Raw genomic sequence first — 19,350 nt, forward strand, 5'->3', positions numbered from 1 at the left:
GTTTAGATATTACATTCCATGCCGTGTTTTGCTTTCTCAGATGCAAAGATTAAATCAATTACTTTCATGACTCTTAGAGCTTGTTCTGGTTTCACAATAAGTTCATCGTTGTGATCTAAAACGCCAACGATATTTTGATAATAGCTAATGCTATCGCTTTCGATTTTGGGTAATGGTAGTTTTTCTACTGTATGGTCTGGTCTTGGAGCCATTGTACGAGTAGGTCCAGCAGCAGTATACACAATATCATTTTCCCATTTCAAAGGGCCATTTTCTTTTAGAGTTACAATCTCACCATTGCATTCCCAGTCTTGAATCATAGCAGTACCGTTTGTGCAAGACATATGCCATCTTGGTAAGTTAATGAAACAGTTTGTGGACATTTCTAATAAGTAAGAAACACCATTTTCAAAGCGAAGAAAGATTTTAATATTATCATCTACTTCATTAGAAAAAATGGATTGTAAATGAGCATCAACAGAAACGACTGGTGATTTAATTAAATCTAAAGCCTGGTCAATTAAATGAACGCCCCAATCTAATACCATTCCACCACCGTTTACTTGATAGCTTCTCCAACCATGCATAGCGCCTCTAGAACCAAGAACTCTACTTTCGATAAAATAGGGTGTTCCAATTGTATTTTCTGAAAGGATTGCTTGAATTGTTTTGTAATCCCGATCCCATCTTCTATTTTGATGAATAGAAAATAGTTTGCCAGTTTCTTTTGAAACAGCAATCATATCTTCTAATTCGCTTGCATTCATAGCAACTGGTTTTTCGCAAATTACGTTCTTCCCAGCTTTTAAACATTGAATGACATAGTTTTTATGGAAGTTATTAGGCGTGCTTACTAAAACAATATCTACCTCTTTGTCTTTTAATAACTCTTCTAAAGTTTGATAAACTTTTAAGCCTTCCTCTTTCGCTTTTTCCTTCGCTTCTTCTCTAATATCATATGCTCCGTATACCGTAATTTCAGGAAGTTGGTTTTTTACTTTTTCCTTATGCCAGCCTCCCATTCCTCCGAATCCGATGATTGCCATTTTATGCATCATACGATAACCCCCTCTAAAATAGTTGTTTGTTGTGTTAAAAAGTTGGCTAAAAATTGCTGTCATTATTTTATATCTTTATTTTTAATTGCATTTTATCATTACATATAGTAGAATACAAGACATATTAAATCAATTTATAGACAAAAGTTGTGGTGGTGAAAAGAAAATGATTCCGTTTTACGAAAACAAATTCGGTGCTATTTTTGCAGCCCATAGTACAAGCTTAATCTTTCCTGCACATCTGCATAATGCGATGGAATGTATTTATGTAGTAAGTGGGGAAATTGAAATTACAATTGAAAATATAAGCTATCATCTTAAACGTGGAGAAATGGCAGTCGTTTTTCCGAATGTTGTGCACTCTTATTATTCGAATGAGAGTGAAGAAAACTGTTACGAGCTTTTTATTTATCCCAATCAAGCAAAATCAAAAATATATGGTATCGTACAAGATAAAAAGCCAATTTATCCGATTTTATTGAGTACACAAATTCATCATGATATTCCAAACCAAATTCACGAGATAATAGATTTATATCGATGTGAGAAACCCAATCATTTGCTAATGGATACCTTAGCACAGTTGGTGTTGATTCGCACATTAGATGAGTTGGAGCTTATCAAGCAAAACGCAACGAGTGAAAACATAATTGGGGGAGCAGTTATGTATATCGCTGAAAATTTCAAGAGTAGTATTTCATTAGAGAAAATTGCAAAATATCTAGGAATAAGTAAATATTATCTATCACGAATGTTAAAAGATGCACTTGGAATGGGGGTTTGTACCTATATAAACAACCTACGAATTGACTATGCAAAGGCATTGCTTACTACAACAAGCCTTACAGTTTCAGAAGTAGCTATGGAAAGTGGATATGATAGCTTACGTTCGTTTAATCGTTGCTTTAAAAAAATTACGAGTGTTTCACCAAAGGAGTATCGCAATAAGAGTTAGAAACAGCGAATGTCAAAGGGCATCATCGTATGAAACGATGATGCCCTCGAATATTTTTATATTATCATGCTGCTTTTTTTAGCTTATCGTTAATAATAGGTCGCTTTCGCATATGCACAATAATTGTAATGATTGCACTTATGATTAAAATAGCATAAAAACTAATGCCACGGCTTAATAACATAGCAGGTAAAATTAAACCGGAAGAGAAGAAGATTTTGAATACAGTTAGGAAGCTGGCTTCTGTTACTCCAACTGCGCCCGGAAGCGGTAGAGAGGCAACGGCAATTGTAAATAATGCTTGAAGAGCTACCATTTCTAAAAAGGTGTGTCCGGTTAGATTAAAGGCTTTATATACGAAAAATGGTACAGAATATAGAGCGGTTTTTTGAAGAAATGTGAAAAAGGATACTTTAACAAACAGCATTGGATTTTGCTTTACATATTTTGCGCCTTCGGTGTATTCATCTAACTGATGCATAATATTCTTTTGGGTAGAATCAACATGTTTCATTAGTTTAATTTTTGCCAAGAAGTTTGTAATTGCCAAAACACATTTTGTTATCACTTTTTTTGAAAAGATAGAGAAAATAATAATTGCAACGAGTATTACATTGATTACAACACCAAAAAGAATGAGCCACTTGATACCTTTTATGTTTGTTGAAACGAAATTAAATTCAACGATGTACATGAGTAATCCATAAAGCAGCATTACAATTTGATATGCAACCGTTATAATTAGTATGGTAAGAGTGGAATAAGAAATATTAATGTTATCTCTTTTCATGTAGTAAATTTGAGCAGGTTGTCCGCCTGAAGCCGACGGTGTAATAGAGCAGAAATAAAAACCGATAAATGAATATTCCATACATCGCCAAAAGGGAACTTTTATATTTAATGATTTTGTAATTATCTTTATGTTAATTGCTTCGCAAGCAATATATCCTATCATAGTGAAAAGGCCGAGGATCAAATAAAATGGATTTGCCTTTTTTATATATGGTAGCAACGAAGCGAGTGAGTTATCCTTAAAGAGCAAATAAAAGGTTAGTCCAATTAACACGAGCATGAAGATGAGGCTACCAATATGGTGATTATTGTTTTCTTTGTTTTTTTTCATAATGTAATCCTTTGGCTGTAATAAATTCATATCCTTTATTCTTTAATTGCGGAATGGCTATTCGTAATGCAGCAATGGTGTTCAAAGGCGCATCCTTCGCTCCACCTGAATTCTCTCCTGCATCATGCAAGCAAATAATGGATGTTGGCTTGGTGCGTTTCATCAGTTTGTCGGCTATGATGTCAGCAGTTGCATTGTCTTTCCAATCTTGCGCCATAACATCCCATAAAATCATTTTCAATCCATATTTTTTCATATAATGATAAGAAAAAATATTGGTATGTCCCCAAGGCGGACGATAGAAAGTTACATCACAATTTAAGTCATTCATGATTGTAATGCTTTGTTTAAAATCCTCTTTGGTATACCTGCGATCAAAAAACATCGCATTTTCGTGTTCTAATGAGTGCAATCCTATTTCATGTCCTTCGTCTTGCATACGTTTGATAATAGCGTGATTTCCAAATGCATTTTTAGCAACTACGAAAAAAGTAGCTTGTACATCATTTTCGGCTAAAACGTCGAGTAGTTGATTGGTATAACGCTCATCAGGTCCATCATCAAATGTCAACATAATTTTATTTGGTTGATTGGTCTTACGAATGACATTATTACTAATTAGTTTAAAATAATAAGTGGGAATGATGGAGTAAATTAAAAAAGTACAGATAATGATGCTTAGTATAATAGCTACAATCATGATGCAAAAATCTCCCTTTGTGGGGCATATGTTAATAAAATTTTATCAATACAAGATGTATCCAAATTATTCTTTACTTTTCGTACGTTGTATTTTAACCTACTTAATGTTTCATTATCATAAAGAATAGATTCAATTTGTTTTACCCATTGGTCAGAACTTGCATTGATTACTTTTCCAATTTGATTATTTAAGATAAAGGTAGTGTTGTTAATTTCTTGTTGTAAAAAAGGTTGAAACACAAGAAGTGGTGTTTCTGAAAAAATAGATTCAAATAAAGTAATACCACCCGGCTTTGAAATAATCACATCAGATTCATGCATATATTTGTATACTTCATTAGTATATCCAATTACTTGAATATTCTCGAATTTATTATATAGTAAATCATGTAATTGATGATTGTTACCAGTTATAACAGTTGTTTTTACATTTTTTAATTGATTGAGTGATTGATAAAAGTCTAAATCTTTTGGAAGCAGTCCTAATCCGCCACCCATGATTAAAATTTTCTTAGTAACATCTTTTTCATTCAACAGCTTTGTTTTAAATTCCTCTTTTACAGGAATACCGTTAATCAAAATTTTCTTTTCGGAAACACCTTTTCTGATTAATGTTGACTTAATCGAATTACTACCTACTAAATAATAGTTGGTGTTTTCATTAATCCATTCTGAATGCCCGGTAATATCGGTTATACAGGTGATAAGCGGAGTGCTTAAACCGTATTTTTGCTTGTATCTAGAAACAAGCTGAGAACAGAAAGGAAGCGTAGAAAAAATCAAATCAGGCTTTGTCTCAATCAATAATTGATTTAATTTTGAAAGAAAATAGCTCAAAAAAATAGGCCGAATATCTGTATGTCCGTCTTCGGTTTTACGATAAATATAGTTGTACATATTACGACCACGATTTACTAAGAATGTAAAGCCATTGTACATTGCATTGGCATAAAGTGGTATAGAATAGTCAAAAAAATCTTTTATGGTAATCCCCATATTAGGATGATTTAATTGTATTTGTTGTTGAATGGAAGTTGAAGCAGAATAGTGACCCATTCCGAATTTTCCGGTTAAAATAAGTATGTTCATTTTAAAACTCCTTTCATTTTTGTATATCTGTTTATTTAAACGATTGAAATCTTGGATTGTCTTCATATTATTAATGATTTTATAACTTTTTATTAAAACAAGCAATAGATATTCCTTACAGCTCCCTTACAAAAATGTAAGAAACGAAAGAATACCTATGCTTTTCATATTTATTTATTTTTATGTGTATCACGTTTTTTGAAAAATATTGCTATTAATATTGCAGTAATCAAAACTACTCCACATACCAGAATAATCAAAACGATTGTTTCTGTGGAACTAACATTTTTCGTTTGGGGCATTTTGTTTTCAGGAGCAGGTGTAATTTTTGCATCTGCGGGTTCATATGTCTCAGAAGATTCAGATACAATTGAACTTGTTTTACTTGATGAAGTGCTGTTATCAGTTGGAGCCGATAAGTTAATCCAAAAATTTCGCTTTGCCATGTAATACGGTACAAATCCCCATTTTACGCCGTCTTTGTCGGTGTAACATTTGCTAAAGGTTATCATGTTAGACATTTCTCTTATTTTATCCATTGAAAAAGAAGTTTCCTTTTTCGGTGAATTTGGATAATCCCAAACAACTAAATTTCCTTGATATTCGTTATGATTAAAAGATTCTGTAAATTCTTTGATATCTGCTTTATGCTCTTCCTCAAAGGATATATAATCATATATCAGCTTAACTTCCGTCATTTTAATCCAACCGATATTGAATTGGTGGTTATATATCTTTTCCAATGTGGTAGGTTTACCGTCTTTATCAATCGGATAGTATACTACACCCCATTCGACTTTATTTTTATCTGCATAGGTAAATGAAACACGAAATTCATATTTGTTGGGCGCTTGTGAGAATGGTTTAGCGGATGTTGGAGATTTGTAAATTGAAACAAATCCATCTTTTCCATTGGCATAAAAGCAGCGATTCACATGATTACATTCACTACGATGTTTTGTATAGAAGTCATCTTGTGGCTCCCAAATTACATCAGCAAAAACAGCTGTGCCGCTCCACAATATCATTACCAAGCAAAGCAATATACTAACAATACGCTTTTTCATATAAGCACTCCATTCTTCAAAATATAATATTGAGTACAAAACCGATTGAATAAGAAAAGACATTTGCTCCCAAAGAAAAATAAAACGGATGTTTGAATTCCAGTCCATAGGTTTTATAGTAAAAGGCTTCTACCAGAACAGCAAGAGTTTCTAAAGGAATGATTATAAAAACAGGATACCAATTTGTATAAGAAGTCAAAAGCATATAAGCTAAAACAACTACCGGGTTTGTAATAACATTAACCAAGCAGATGAGTAAGTAATCTTTTGCGTTTCGCTTATGGGTAATCAATGCAAATAACAATTCAAAAAATAAGGTTAGCCCAAGCGAAATGAGGAGCGTTATGCATAAATCAAATAACTTGATAATTACCACCCTTTTTCAGCCCAAAGAATAGTAATAAAAGCGATAACAGCGAAGCAACAGCAAAGCTGATATTGGAAGTAAACAGTGGGGGTAAACCAAGATAAACAGGAATAAATCCTAAAAACAATCCAAAGGTAAGCAATCCAAAGGTGAATCCCTTAGCACCAGGAAGTATTCGGGCAATTGCCCAAAGGGTGATCGGCATAGTCATATTAAAAAGGAAAACCCCAAGGATGCCAATAATCGGATTTTGTGCAAATAAAAATAGCAATGACGCAATCCCAAGCGAGAAAGCAGAAGCTTTTATAGCGCCAAATTTATCGGAAACAAATCCACCACTGCATTTACCGAAAACCACGCCACAAGTCAATATTACTGCCCACTGCCATTGCGCTTTCCAAGTAAAATTAAGTAACATTCCTACATAAGAACGTAAGCATACGACTAAAAACAGGCAAACAACCGCAAGTAAAATGCCGTTTGAATAATTGACTTGAAATGAAAGAGGCGAATTATCTGAAAGAAAGGACTTTTTGAAATGATATTGTGTTATTAGTATAAACATAGTAATCAATAATAAAACTGCAAGAATGAGTAATAGTGAAATTTGATGTTGCTTTCCCAATAACCTTCCAAAATAAATGCCAAATGCACCGGGAGAAACAAAAACACCTAAAGCACTGCTTTTCCTATGACTCATATTCAATACATCAATTCCGCCACCAACGTGAAACATACCATTTCCTATGCCTGCAACTATTGCCGCTATCATTGGTATTGCAATGAACCCAAACGATAAAGCAACAAGCATACATCCAATGCAAGCAAAAATAGCATTACGGTTCCATTTATCGGCGATAAGTCCCAATGGCATTTGCATTGCAAACGCACAAAAATTATATATCAGCACGCATAAATACCAAGTTTCTGTTCCCAATAGCATGCTAAACAGCATAATCGCACAAGCAAAGTCAATAATAAAATGTGCGATTGAATATGTAATGACCATTTCCCATTTCCTAATCATAAAAAGCACACCTTTCTATATAAAATACGATATAGACAAGGATAATATTTCAAGTTATAATTACTAGTATAATACAAATTTAATTAATAAGCAATATTTTACAGTAAAAGATGTAATATCACTATATTGTAAAATATCACAAAAGTATAGTTGAAGCTACCGTTAAAAGAGTGTTTTATGTGCGGAAGATAGAATATTTCCTATTGTTTTAGTATGATTTTTACATTATACCTTTTATATAATTGACAATATAAAAGTAAGATAAATACCATAAATGAAGTAGAAATAGCTATAATAATTACCATATATCCTTCGTTGACAATACATTTCCTTTAAGATATGATATATGCTATATTTTTCTCAAATTTTAAAGGTGGTGTGTTTTTTTGAATCATAAGAATGAAAAGTATGGTTTATTTACAGCAATCGCGATGATTGTTGGAATTTGTATCGGTTCGGGAATATTTTTTAAAAGCGATAACATTTTAATAGCAACCAATGGAAGCATTATTTTAGGTGTATTGGTTTTTGCTATTGGAGCAATTGCTATTATTTTTGGCGGATTGTGTTTCAGCGAATTAGCTTCAAGAACCAGCAAGCCGGGCGGAGTAGTTACTTATATGGACGAGTTTTCCGGTAAACGAAGTGCATGTAGCTTTGGCTGGTTTCAAACTTTTATTTATTATCCTACATTAACTGCTGTTGTATCTTGGGTTGTCGGGATTTATACTTGCATTCTATTCAACCTAAAAAACACATTGGAGCAGCAAATTTTAATTGGTAGTGCTTTCTTGATAATTTGTTATGTGTATAATACACTATCGGCAAAAATCGGTGGCATTTTCCAAAATGCTGCAACAATCATTAAGTTAATTCCGCTTGCATTATTGGCGGTTTTCGGTTTTATCTTTGGTAATCCAATGGAAGGTTTACAAAACGTATCTCCTTCTCATTTAATGGGGTTAACATGGATTTCTGCAATTGGACCAATTGCTTTTGCATTTGACGGATGGGTTGTTTCAACCTCCATTGCTCATGAAGTAAAAAACTCAAAAAAGAATATGCCAAGAGCATTGATTATTGCACCATTTATAATATTAGCTTGTTATGTTTTATATTTTATAGGCATTACAACCTTTGTCGGAACAGAAAAAGTATTGGAAATGGGTGACGTTCATGTACAATATGCAGCGCAACAACTATTTGGCTCATTGTTTGCAAAAGCGATTACAGTATTTGTTGTAATATCTGTTATGGGTACATTAAATGGGCTGGTACTTGGTTTTATCAGAATGCCATATTCAATGGCTATTAGAGAAGGTATGTTCCCGTTTGCAAAAAAATTATCAATAGTAAATAAGAAATTCAATATGCCTGTTTATTCAGCAGTTTTTGCATCTGCATTGAGTGCTTTTTGGATGGTGCTTCACTATTTGACTACTAAATTTAAATTGTTGCCAAACTCTGACGTTTCAGAAATATCTATTGCAGTAAGCTACGTATTTTATATTTTGTTATACTATCGTGTGTTCCAAATGTATAAAAGGAAAGAAATTAAAAGCGTTTGGAAGGGTATTGTATATCCGATTTTTGCAACGATCGGTTCGTTAATTATTTTATATGGCGCATTCCAAAGCAAGCTTTTCTTGATATATGCTGCAATATGCGTGCTAGTGATTGTTGCATCAATCGTATTTTATACAAAGAAAATGAAGAAGATAAAACAAACCATATCATAAAAGGTTATTAGTGCAATGACTAATTAGGATATAAGAAAAAGTCACTTAAGCGAAAGCTTAGGTGACTTTTTATGGTTTGGTATAGATGATATGGATAATGGGTAGTTTACATGACTGTGCAGAGTGTTTATTTGGTGATAGTTTTAATATATTCAATTAATTCTTGATCTCTTGAAACTTCTATATAACCAAATTTCTTATACAAATGTTGATTGCCTACACTAAATACAGGAGTTGACAACTGCCATTGTGTTATATTGGGATATGTTTTTTCAGTCAGTACCATTGTTTGATAACCATATCCTTTATTTTGATAGAGTGGATGAATAACAAAGTCCTCAAATCTCATAGTAGCTTCATCAATAGGAATAAGAAAAAATGCTCCTATAATTCTATTATCTATTAATATTTTATATGCTATAAAATTATTTATAATATGTAGCTGAGATTCAACTTGATTGTAGCCCGGAGGACCTCCATCTCTTCCTAAATATGTATTTATTTCTTTATTATAGGCAGTAGTTTTTATAGCTGTAATTTCCGTTGCGTCTTCTATGTTTGCTCTTAATATCTCTAACATAGTAACCTCCAATTTTGAAAACAATTTGTTTTCCAACCCAACTATCATTTTTAGATTTGTACATAGCTAACTAATATGTTGAAATACTTTCTTAATCATAACATTCATTTTCTGTAAAAACAATCATCTTCCCATTTTAACGTGTTTGTGTCGATATATTGCCATATTTTTTGGTACTCCTGTTCGTTGCGGATAATGTGGTCGTGGTAGGAACGTTGCCAAATTTGTCGCCCAGGAGTATTATTGTATTTATTTGATAATTTAGTGGATATTGACTTAAATGTACAAATAATATCTGAAATTGTAGGGGCGGGGCTCTGCTCCGCCTGCATGACGGATTGTGTATCCGCCCCTTTCATGATAACAATAATCATATGTATGTGATTTGGCATAATAACATATTTATCGATTTTAACATTATAACGTTTTGATAAAGTGTTTATTTGGTTTTCTGCAACTTCTCCTATTGGGCTGAGCAGAGCCCAGCCCCTACAGATGTCTGACAGCATTTCATATCTGTTTTTGATGCATATCGTAACGAAATACGCACCATTTTGGCTGTAATCATACCCTTTTAACCTGTTAGATTTTCGTTGCCTTAATTCCACAAATTCACCACCTATGTATATATCTATCTCAATATGTTAAAATTTTTCCTAATTATATTATTCATTTTCTATAAAAATAATACTTTTCCTATAGTTATCTATTCCAAACATTCTGTATCACCGGCTTCTTCGTTGCCTAAATATGTTTGGTATTTATTACCGTGGTAAAGATCAATTATTTGTCTGCGGAGCTTTGAAGGGTATAATGGTTTTGAAATAAGAGTTTCAATATCAAGCCAGTCATAACCGACTTGATTTGTGTCACCATGAAGAACGGAACCTTTGATTTTGCCTACAAGCTCGCAAAGAAAAACCAAATCAACGCGGTGAAAACTTTCACCATGTACTCCTTCAATAACGAAAACTAATTCTTTTGGAATAACTTTAAGTCCTAATTCTTCGGCAACCTCGCGGCAAACTGCATCTGATAAATTTTCTTCTGATTCCTGACCGCCCCCAGGCATAATATAAAATACATCACCTTTGTCATCAATCTTTATAGCAAGTAATTTGCCGTCTTTAATAATCAATGCTTTTGCGGAATTTCTGACTGGTCGGTTCATCTTACACCTCATAAAATATTCATTATTCCAACTTCCCATTATAGCTTACTACAGATAAAATCCAAAATAATGAATTGTTTTTCTCAATTATATCATGTGTTTTCTGTAAAAACAATTCGATTTTCATTTTGCCGAATTTTCATCAATGTGATGGATATGATATCACTACAACAAATGTACTTTTCTATTGTATAAACTTTTTCGCTTGGGCAAATACTAAAAAAGAGGTGATAGTCGTGAACATTTATTCAGATATGTATTCTCTATTTGCAGAAGATAAAGATGCCAAAAAATACTTTGAAGCACTATCAGAGAATACGCAAAAGCAGATTATTATGCGTGCAAACAGCGTCAATTCATTTGACGATTTGTTGGAATACGCAGATCAATACTCTTGTGAAGGTTAGGTTTTCATAGTAGACTTTTCAGTCTACTTTATACATAACGAAACGACAACATAACGAATCATATCTTCCCTATAGTAAATACAATAAATGTTTTAGAAAACGTAATGTTATATGCAAGGATCCCAATCATTCGTTAAAGATTTGCAATAATGCAAGTTCTTATTTTTATAAAATCTGTTTCTATCAATTATGTATGAGGTGATTTTATGTCAGAATATGTACATTTATGTTTATCTGATTTATTGGAGGAGGATCTATCAAGTCAGGAATATTTTAATACTCTTCCTGATGACGTACGACAAAATCTATTGTTAATAGATAATATAACTACGTTTGAGGAGTTACAAGAACAAGCACGAATATTAAAAACAAAAATGAACAATAACCATTGGAATTGAAATAGAATTGTTATCATAAGCATAATGAAACAAAGGTCTTACTATTTTAGTGAGACCTTTGTTTTTGTGCTATTTTTTTGTGAAAATTACTGTCACATAGACTGAAAATGTTATCGTAGGTCTTATGTGCTTTTTGCTATGTTGCTATTATATAAATGTAACAAAAAGTTAATTTGTATTTTTACATCAATTATGATTTCTTATGTTTCTCTTGTATCAGTTCTACGGTTTTTTTAATAAAATCATCTTTGTTAAAATCAGCATTATGGAGTTGATTTTGAATTAAAACTCCATCCATAACCGTAAGTAAAAGCCAAACAATATAATCAGCATCATCGTTTTTGCTACGAATAGCAATTTCTTGTGTTAGCCTGGTTTTAAATTGCGAATATTTTTCAACGTATTTTTGGCGCAGCGGCTCATTGCCCGAAACAGCAGCACCTACTAAATAAAGTCGCAGATTTCCAAAGTTTTCTGCACAACCGAATTCAAGAACGTATTTAATAATTCTCGGCAAGCTGGTGTCTTTGTCTTTGTTTTCAATCCAATCGACTAGCGCTTTTTCTAGCGTTTCAAGATATTTTTCAGTAATATCAAATAGAATATCATCTTTGCTGTTGTAATAGTAATAGAGTGTACCTTTGCTGATTTGTGCATTTTTAGCAATGCTTGCGAGCGAAATATCGTTAAAGGAATTTTCCTGTAGAAGTTGTGTTGCCGACTGTAAGATTTTATCTTTGATGTTTGCGTTTAATACTGTCGCCATATAGTTACCTCCATTTTTTATCATTTATAGTATAAGTTATATTTTTAACAAACGCAAGTAGTTTGGAGATTGTATCTAAAAAAATATCAATATAAAGAAATAATACATGGAAAAGCAACAAAATTTGTTGACTTGCAAAATATACCGTAGTATAATACAAATAAAGGTAGTCGGTCGACCGACCGACAGGGAGGCGAAAGATATGCACATTGTGGATCAATTGAATAGAAAATTAGATGCACGTTTTGGCGACAAAGTACGTGCACAACAAGAGGGTGACGTAGTTACTTTAACAGGTCATGTTGATACATGGATGGAAAAAGTAGAAGCCGGGCGTATGTGTGCAAGCAAACAGCGAAGCTATTACATAGTCAACGACATAGTATCTGAAAAAGAAGATATTTTGCCAATGCGTGTTCCTCCGATTAAAGATACTTTGCTTGAGGGAAAGCATTATGATGCAGTTATCATTGGCGCAGGAATTGTTGGATCGGCAATTGCACGTGAACTTGCAAGATACAATATTTCAATACTTCTTCTTGAAAAAGAGCACGATGTTGCTATGCAAGCATCCAGTAGAAATGATGGCATGGTGCATCCTGGAATTGACTTGAAAAAAGGAACGCAAAAGCAAAAATACAATAAGCTTGGCAATGAGATGTATGACAAAGTATGTGAAGAGCTTGGCGTACCATTTCAACGTGTGGGGCAGTATCTTGGCTTTGTGCAAAAAGGCGCAAAGTATGTACTTCCATTAACACCTGTTCATTGGCACAAGATGGGTGTTCCATGCAAGTATGTTAGCCGCAAGGAACTGCTTGAGAAAGAACCTCATTTAAACAAAGAGGTAGTTTGTGGTCTTTCTTTTCCATCAGCAGGTATTGTATGCCCTTATAACTTAACAATTGCTTATGCTGAAAATGCAGTCGATAACGGAGTGAAGCTAAGCTTAGATACTGCGGTATTGAATATGAATGTACAAAATGGCGTAATAACTAGCGTTGTTACAAATCGTGGAACGATATATCCGGGTGTTGTAATCAATGCGGCTGGTGTGTTTAGTGATGAAGTGGCACAAATGGCAAATGACCGATTTTTTTCGATTCATCCTCGTAAAGGCACCAATGCAATTCTTGATAAAAAGGCAGCATATCAAGTACAAACAATTGCTTCTTTTTTAGGAACTGCTTCTACGAAAACGACTCATTCAAAAGGTGGCGGAGTTGTCAGCACGATTGACGGTAACTTGTTAATCGGACCGGATGCTGTTGAAACCAATGATAAAGAAGATTATGCAACGACTAAAGAAAGCGTAGCATCAACCTTTGCCAAACAGGGAATAGCATCACCACTATTAAAAATACCTGATATTATTACTTACTTTACTGGCGTTCGAGCTCCTACATATGAAGAGGATTTCGTTATTACAAAAGGCAGAAAGACAAAAAATCTTGTTCATGCGGCAGGAATACAATCCCCAGGATTGACAGCCGCTCCCGCTATTGGCGTTTCTGTTGCCAAAATGGCGGTAGAGCTATTAGGTGAATCCAAGGAGGTTACACTCAATAAAAACTTTAATCCAATACGTAAGGCAATCCCAAGAACAGCCGAACTGTCAATTGAAGAAAGAAATCAGCTCATTAAGCAAAATCCTGACTATGGGGTAATTGTTTGTCGGTGTGAAGAGGTAAGCCGTGGCGAGATAATAGATGCTTTGCATAGAAGTGTTCCATGTGATACGGTTGATGGAGTAAAACGTCGAGTTCGTCCGGGAATGGGTAGATGTCAAGGCGGTTTTTGCGGTCCGCTTGTTACTGGTATTATCGCCAAAGAAAAAGGTATCTCAATTGATGAGGTCTTAAAGAGCGGATATGGCAGCGAACTTGTATACAATCCGACAAAGGAGGCGTTACAAAATGAATAAAGAAAAGCTTTATGACGTTGTCGTTATCGGAGGTGGTCCAGCAGGTCTTGCTGCTGCTTTGAGTGCGGATGAAAAAGGCGCATCTGTTTTGTTAATTGAGCGTGAAGCACGACTTGGCGGTATTCTAAAGCAATGCATCCATGATGGTTTCGGATTGGTGCGGTTCGGCAAAAAAATGGCAGGTCCTGAATACGCTCAAACATTTATTGATAAAATCGAAAAAAGTAAAGTACATATTAGCTTGTTAACCTTTGCAACTTCAATAGAAAAATGCGATGATGGTGTACGTTTAACACTTGTAAACTGCGATGGCGTAGAAACGATAATCGCAAAAAGTCTCGTTTTAAGTACAGGCTGCAGAGAACGTACTGCAAGACAAATTGCAATTCATGGCACAAGACCGGCAGGTGTTTATACTGCAGGTTCAGCACAGTATTATACCAATGTTTTAGGTTATATGCCAACTAAAAAATGCGTGATTCTTGGAAGTGGCGATATTGGGCTTATTATGGCAAGACGCTTGACATTAGAGGGAGCGACTGTTATAGGAGTTTACGAAGCAAAGCCAACACCAAGCGGACTTACCAGAAATATTCATCAATGCTTGCATGATTTTAATATTCCACTTTATACTAGCCAAACAGTTACTCGTGTGTTTGGCAAAGAGAGGCTGGAAGCGGTAGAAGTTACTATGGTGGATGAAAATATGTGTCCCATTAAAGGAACAAGCAAAATAATTGAATGTGACAGTCTTATTTTATCGGTAGGACTTATTCCCGAAAATGAGCTTGCTGAGAGTCTGAATGTTGCTTGCGATAATCGAACAAAAGGGCCTGTTTGCGACCAAAATTATATGACTATGCAAGATGGCATTTTTGTATGTGGAAATGCATTACATGTAAATGATTTAGTGGATTATGTTTCCGAAAGCGGCGAAGGTGCAGGAAAATCAGCAGCTCAATATCAAAATGAGAAGCGTAGGCTTGTTGAAATTAACCCCGATAATAGCTTTTTATACGTAGTACCGCAACGCTTAAATCTCGAAAAACCGATTGACAGTGTCGTTATGTTTTTCCGTTCCAATATCGAAAGAGGAAAAACAAAGTTATCTGTTACAGTAGACGATAAAGAGGTATATACTAAAATATATCGGGCATTACGTCCACCTGAAATGGAACGTATATCCATTGATTTTACGAAACTGCCTATAGATGAAAAAAGTGTGATTAAGCTTTCACTAAAAGAGGTGAGTAAATAATGAATATCGTTTGCATCGTTTGTCCGAATGGATGTTGTATTGAGGTAAATCGAAACGGGGACCAGCTTGAAATGAGCGGAAACTTGTGTGAGCGTGGAAGAAAATTTGTTGAAGCGGAGCTTACCAATCCAACACGAAGCCTTACAACAACAATGCGCTCCAATAGCGAAATAATGCCTGTAATCCCTGTTCGAACCGATGGAGAAATACCAAAAGATATGATGTTTGATGTTATGGCTGTTATCAATCAAGGGTGTGTAAAGGTACCTGTAAAATGTGGAGATATCGTTGTGAAAGATATTTTAGGTACCGGTTGTAACATGATTGCAACCTGCAGTGTTAACATCTGAAAGGAGAGTATAGCATGAATCAACCTCTTATATTGACTTTTGATATGGGTACACAGAGCGCACGTGCTATGTTGGTTGATCAAAACGGAAATATCGTTAAGAAAGCTCAAAAACGATATGAACCACCCTATATTTCAAGGCAACCCGGCTGGGCGGAACAAAGGGCGGAATTTTACTGGGAATCACTTTGTGAGGTGAGTTTAAGGCTGAAAGAAGAAGCAAAGGATTTATGGAACAATATTTTGGCTGTAACAATTACTTCGATTCGTGATACTTGCGTTTGCGTAGATAGTGATGGTAAGCCATTGCGTGATGCAATTCTTTGGGTTGATAAACGTGATGCACATGGACTTCCTAAGATTCCCGCATCTACAAAAGCAGCATTTTGTGCAGTGGGAATGTACGATTCCGTTAAATTGCAAAGACGTATGTCAGCTTGCAATTGGATTCGTGTTAACGAGCCAGATATTTGGAAAAAGACATATAAGTTCCTTATGCTGTCTACTTACTTGAAATATCGTATGATTGGTCAGTATGTTGACAGCTGTGCGGATTTAATCGGTCATATTCCTTTCGATAGCAAAGGCAGACGCTGGATGAAAGTGAATGATATGAAACGCTGCATATTTGAAATCGAGCCTGAAAAGCTTTACAGCGTTGTAGAGCCTGGTGAGGTTATGGGGCGTGTTACCCAAAAGGCAAGTGAAGAAACAGGAATACCGGAAGGCTTTGAGCTGATTGCAACGGGATCCGATAAGGGATGTGAAACGCTGGGACTTTCTTGTTTTGAAAAAACAAAGGCAGCTTTAAGCTTTGGAACGACAGCAACTGTCCAAATTACTACGGATTTCTATATGGAACCTTTGCCATTTATTCCAGCTTACCCAGCAGTATTAAAAAACTGTTATAATCCCGAAGTGCAAATATCACGTGGTTATTGGCTCGTTTCATGGTTCAAGAGAGAATTCGGCATGAAAGAAACCCAAGAGGCGAATGCTCTTGGAATTAGTCCGGAAGAGCTTTTGAATAGAAGGTTGAAAGAAATACCTGCTGGTTGTGATGGTTTGGTTTTGCAGCCATATTTTACACCGGGTATCACAATGCCAAAAGCAAAAGGAGCTGTTATCGGATTTTCCGATGTACATACAAGAATCCATATTTATCGTGCCATATTAGAGGGAATTAACTTTGCTTTAATGGACGGCTTGCGTACCATGGAAAAGCGTGGCGGATTAAAAGTAAAGGATTTATATGTGGCAGGCGGAGGCTCTCAAAGCGATGAGATTTGTCAAATTACAGCAAATATGTTTGGGCTTCCCGTACATCGCATACAAACTCATGAAGTGAGTGGACTGGGAAGCAGTATGATTGCGTTTGTTTCCAAAGGGGTATTTTCCAACATTCAAGATGCAGCGGAATCTATGGTACATATATCGAGTACATTTGTTCCGGATATGGTTGAGCATAAGCTGTATAAAGCAATTTATAACGAAATATTCCAAAAAATATTCCCACGGTTAATACCGTTGTATAAAAAACATGAAGAGATAAAGGAGAATTTACATGTCACATCCATACCAAGACTATGAACCAAAATGGGTTGAAGAAAAATTCAGTAAAGCTTCATACAGATCAATTTTTAAATGGGGTGATCCTGACTTTATTAAAAAGCCAAAGGAAAGCCTTTATAAGTTGTTAAAAGAAACCTTTGGGCTAGATGATAGCTTTTTTAAAGAGTATAAAGAGGATTTAGGCTTTGATGAGGTTAAATATGATATTCCAACAAATTTGTCACAAAATCAAATAGCTGCATTTGTTGATATATTGGGTAGTGATTATGTTCGTACAGATGATTATGCAAGATTATCTGTGGCATACGGTAAAACAATGTATGATATTCTTCGTTTACGTAACAAGATTATCGAAAACATTCCAGATGCAGTTTTGTATCCATCATCAAAAGCTGAAATTGAGAAAATCGTAGCATATTGTGTGAAAGAAAAAATACCGTTATATGTCTATGGCGGTGGCTCTTCTGTAACTCGTGGAGTAGAGTGTGTTAAAGGTGGCGTATCACTGGATATGCGTTTACGCTTTAATAAGGTGATAAGCTTTAATGAAGTTGACCAAACGATAACAGTTCAAGCAGGAATGAGCGGCCCACGTTTGGAAGAGATTTTAAATAATGCACAAACAGAATTAGGTGCTAAACGTGCTTACACTTGTGGACATTTTCCTCAAAGCTTTGAATACTCCTCTGTTGGCGGATGGGTTGTAACCCGTGGAGCAGGTCAAAACAGTACTTATTATGGATGTATCAGCGATATCGTTGTTGCTCAAGAATATGCAACACCGATTGGAACAATCAGAACAGATAGATACCCACGTAAAGCTACTGGCCCAGATATTGGTCAAATTATGATGGGTAGCGAGGGCGCATTTGGTGTGTTAACTCATGTTACATTGAAAGTGTTTCGTCATATGCCTGAAACAGTTAAGCGCTTTTCATTTATGTTCCGTGATTGGGAAACAGCACAAGCAGCGGCACGTGAAATTATGCAATCCGAAGCAGGTCATCCTTCTGTTTTTCGTTTATCTGATCCGGAAGAAACGCAGATTATGCTTCGTTTATATGGAGTGGATGAAACACCATTGCGTCATTTGTTCTCTATGCGTGGATTTAAAGAAGGCGAAATGTGCTTATTTTTAGGATTTACAAATGGCGAAAAAGGGTTTAGTAAGAATTGTGCAAAAGTAGCAAAACATACTGCAAGAAAATTTGGTGGTATGAGCCTAACAGGCTATGTAACAAAATCATGGGAGAAAGGTCGTTTTAATGACCCATATCTACGTGATACCATTCAAGATTTCGGAATTGTAACGGATACAATGGAGTGCACTGTTAACTGGAGCAATATGGCGCAAGTGCATAAAGATGTTCGTGCTTATTGCAAGAGCAGACCAAACACTATTTGTATGACTCATATGTCCCACGTTTATCCACAGGGTGCAAACCTTTACTTTATATTTATTGCTAAAATGAGTGATCCTGCTGAGTATAAGGCTTACCATGCGGGAATTCTTGATGCAATTCAAAAAGCAGGAGCATCTATGAGCCATCATCATGGTATCGGAAAGATGTTCGCTCCTTGGCTTGAAGGATTTTTAGGCAGAAACGAATACGATATTATTCGTACACTTAAACACCATTTTGACCCTGATAATATCATGAATCCGGGCGGAACGCTTGGCCTTGATTTAGAAGAAAAGGATAAGAAGTTTTTAAGAAGTGATATTAAATAATAAAGTAATAGGAACATAACAAGAAGCTATGTTCCTATTGCTTTTTATAAAGCATATTATATTTTA

20 protein-coding genes are annotated in these 19,350 nt (G+C 35.0%); 9 read left to right on the forward strand and 11 right to left on the reverse strand.

Annotation, left to right across the window (positions count from 1 at the left end; genetic code table 11):
* Positions 1-2 precede the first annotated feature (2 nt).
* Complete coding sequence (locus tag RBG61_RS12730) at positions 3-1,058, reverse strand: Gfo/Idh/MocA family protein (protein ID WP_307944108.1); 1,056 nt, start codon at positions 1,056-1,058, stop codon at positions 3-5.
* Between the two features lie 166 nt (positions 1,059-1,224).
* On the opposite strand from RBG61_RS12730, the gene RBG61_RS12735 reads away from it, so the two are divergent.
* Positions 1,225-2,013, forward strand: a complete 789-nt coding sequence (locus RBG61_RS12735; RefSeq protein WP_307944109.1) for a helix-turn-helix transcriptional regulator — start codon at positions 1,225-1,227, stop codon at positions 2,011-2,013.
* 64 nt (positions 2,014-2,077) lie between these two features.
* Here the strand turns inward: RBG61_RS12735 and RBG61_RS12740 are convergent, their stop codons facing one another.
* The 6 genes from RBG61_RS12740 to RBG61_RS12765 all read right to left on the reverse strand — a co-directional run bounded on the left by RBG61_RS12740 (position 2,078) and on the right by RBG61_RS12765 (position 7,388).
* On the reverse strand, positions 2,078-3,136 hold the full coding sequence (locus RBG61_RS12740) for a lysylphosphatidylglycerol synthase transmembrane domain-containing protein (protein ID WP_307944111.1): 1,059 nt from the start codon (positions 3,134-3,136) through the stop codon (positions 2,078-2,080).
* Entirely contained in the window at positions 3,111-3,836 is a 726-nt protein-coding gene (locus RBG61_RS12745; RefSeq protein ID WP_307944113.1) for a polysaccharide deacetylase family protein, read from the reverse strand. Before RBG61_RS12745 ends, RBG61_RS12740 begins: the two co-directional genes overlap by 26 nt.
* A complete protein-coding gene (locus RBG61_RS12750; protein WP_307944116.1) occupies positions 3,833-4,927 on the reverse strand; it encodes an MGDG synthase family glycosyltransferase in 1,095 nt (364 codons plus the stop codon). Before RBG61_RS12750 ends, RBG61_RS12745 begins: the two co-directional genes overlap by 4 nt.
* A gap of 170 nt (positions 4,928-5,097) precedes the next feature.
* A complete protein-coding gene (locus RBG61_RS12755; protein WP_307944118.1) occupies positions 5,098-5,994 on the reverse strand; it encodes a hypothetical protein in 897 nt (298 codons plus the stop codon).
* Between the two features lie 16 nt (positions 5,995-6,010).
* Positions 6,011-6,370, reverse strand: coding sequence for a hypothetical protein (locus RBG61_RS12760; protein ID WP_307944121.1), 360 nt, complete (start codon positions 6,368-6,370; stop codon positions 6,011-6,013).
* On the reverse strand, positions 6,348-7,388 hold the full coding sequence (locus RBG61_RS12765) for a hypothetical protein (RefSeq protein ID WP_307944123.1): 1,041 nt from the start codon (positions 7,386-7,388) through the stop codon (positions 6,348-6,350). The genes RBG61_RS12760 and RBG61_RS12765 overlap by 23 nt, the downstream gene beginning before the upstream one ends.
* A gap of 386 nt (positions 7,389-7,774) precedes the next feature.
* Here RBG61_RS12765 and RBG61_RS12770 point away from each other — a divergent pair, with 386 nt between their 5' ends.
* Positions 7,775-9,127, forward strand: coding sequence for an APC family permease (locus RBG61_RS12770; RefSeq protein ID WP_307944125.1), 1,353 nt, complete (start codon positions 7,775-7,777; stop codon positions 9,125-9,127).
* A gap of 127 nt (positions 9,128-9,254) precedes the next feature.
* Here RBG61_RS12770 and RBG61_RS12775 read toward each other — a convergent pair whose 3' ends face one another.
* The 3 genes from RBG61_RS12775 to RBG61_RS12785 all read right to left on the reverse strand — a co-directional run bounded on the left by RBG61_RS12775 (position 9,255) and on the right by RBG61_RS12785 (position 10,878).
* On the reverse strand, positions 9,255-9,707 hold the full coding sequence (locus RBG61_RS12775; RefSeq protein ID WP_307944128.1) for a GNAT family N-acetyltransferase: 453 nt from the start codon (positions 9,705-9,707) through the stop codon (positions 9,255-9,257).
* Between the two features lie 104 nt (positions 9,708-9,811).
* Positions 9,812-10,315, reverse strand: coding sequence for a transposase (locus RBG61_RS12780; RefSeq protein WP_307944130.1), 504 nt, complete (start codon positions 10,313-10,315; stop codon positions 9,812-9,814).
* 98 nt (positions 10,316-10,413) lie between these two features.
* Positions 10,414-10,878 carry an NUDIX domain-containing protein gene (locus RBG61_RS12785; protein ID WP_307944132.1) on the reverse strand — a complete coding sequence of 155 codons (465 nt, stop codon included), beginning with the start codon at positions 10,876-10,878 and terminating at the stop codon, positions 10,414-10,416.
* 236 nt (positions 10,879-11,114) lie between these two features.
* Between RBG61_RS12785 and RBG61_RS12790 the strand changes: the two genes are divergently transcribed.
* A complete protein-coding gene (locus RBG61_RS12790) occupies positions 11,115-11,285 on the forward strand; it encodes a hypothetical protein (RefSeq protein WP_307944135.1) in 171 nt (56 codons plus the stop codon).
* Positions 11,286-11,491: 206 nt separating this feature from the next.
* Positions 11,492-11,683 carry a hypothetical protein gene (locus RBG61_RS12795; protein ID WP_307944137.1) on the forward strand — a complete coding sequence of 64 codons (192 nt, stop codon included), beginning with the start codon at positions 11,492-11,494 and terminating at the stop codon, positions 11,681-11,683.
* A 190-nt stretch (positions 11,684-11,873) separates the two neighbouring features.
* Here the strand turns inward: RBG61_RS12795 and RBG61_RS12800 are convergent, their stop codons facing one another.
* Complete coding sequence (locus RBG61_RS12800) at positions 11,874-12,449, reverse strand: TetR/AcrR family transcriptional regulator (RefSeq protein WP_307944138.1); 576 nt, start codon at positions 12,447-12,449, stop codon at positions 11,874-11,876.
* A 202-nt stretch (positions 12,450-12,651) separates the two neighbouring features.
* Between RBG61_RS12800 and RBG61_RS12805 the strand changes: the two genes are divergently transcribed.
* From RBG61_RS12805 to RBG61_RS12825, 5 genes are read left to right on the forward strand one after another with little or no spacing between them, the layout of a single operon-like run.
* Positions 12,652-14,373 (forward strand): NAD(P)/FAD-dependent oxidoreductase, encoded by a 1,722-nt coding sequence (locus tag RBG61_RS12805; protein WP_307944139.1) that lies wholly within the window; start codon positions 12,652-12,654, stop codon positions 14,371-14,373.
* The gene (locus tag RBG61_RS12810) at positions 14,366-15,631 is read left to right on the forward strand and encodes an NAD(P)/FAD-dependent oxidoreductase (RefSeq protein ID WP_307944140.1); all 1,266 of its coding nucleotides are present in this window, start codon (positions 14,366-14,368) and stop codon (positions 15,629-15,631) included. Before RBG61_RS12805 ends, RBG61_RS12810 begins: the two co-directional genes overlap by 8 nt.
* Positions 15,631-15,981, forward strand: a complete 351-nt coding sequence (locus tag RBG61_RS12815) for a DUF1667 domain-containing protein (RefSeq protein WP_307944142.1) — start codon at positions 15,631-15,633, stop codon at positions 15,979-15,981. Before RBG61_RS12810 ends, RBG61_RS12815 begins: the two co-directional genes overlap by 1 nt.
* 14 nt (positions 15,982-15,995) lie before the next feature.
* Entirely contained in the window at positions 15,996-17,570 is a 1,575-nt protein-coding gene (locus RBG61_RS12820) for an FGGY-family carbohydrate kinase (RefSeq protein WP_307944144.1), read from the forward strand.
* The gene (locus tag RBG61_RS12825; protein ID WP_307944148.1) at positions 17,545-19,284 is read left to right on the forward strand and encodes an FAD-binding oxidoreductase; all 1,740 of its coding nucleotides are present in this window, start codon (positions 17,545-17,547) and stop codon (positions 19,282-19,284) included. The genes RBG61_RS12820 and RBG61_RS12825 overlap by 26 nt, the downstream gene beginning before the upstream one ends.
* Positions 19,285-19,350 lie beyond the last annotated feature (66 nt).

Source organism: Paludicola sp. MB14-C6, assembly GCF_030908625.1.
Classification (GTDB): Bacteria; Bacillota; Clostridia; order Oscillospirales; family Ruminococcaceae; genus Paludihabitans.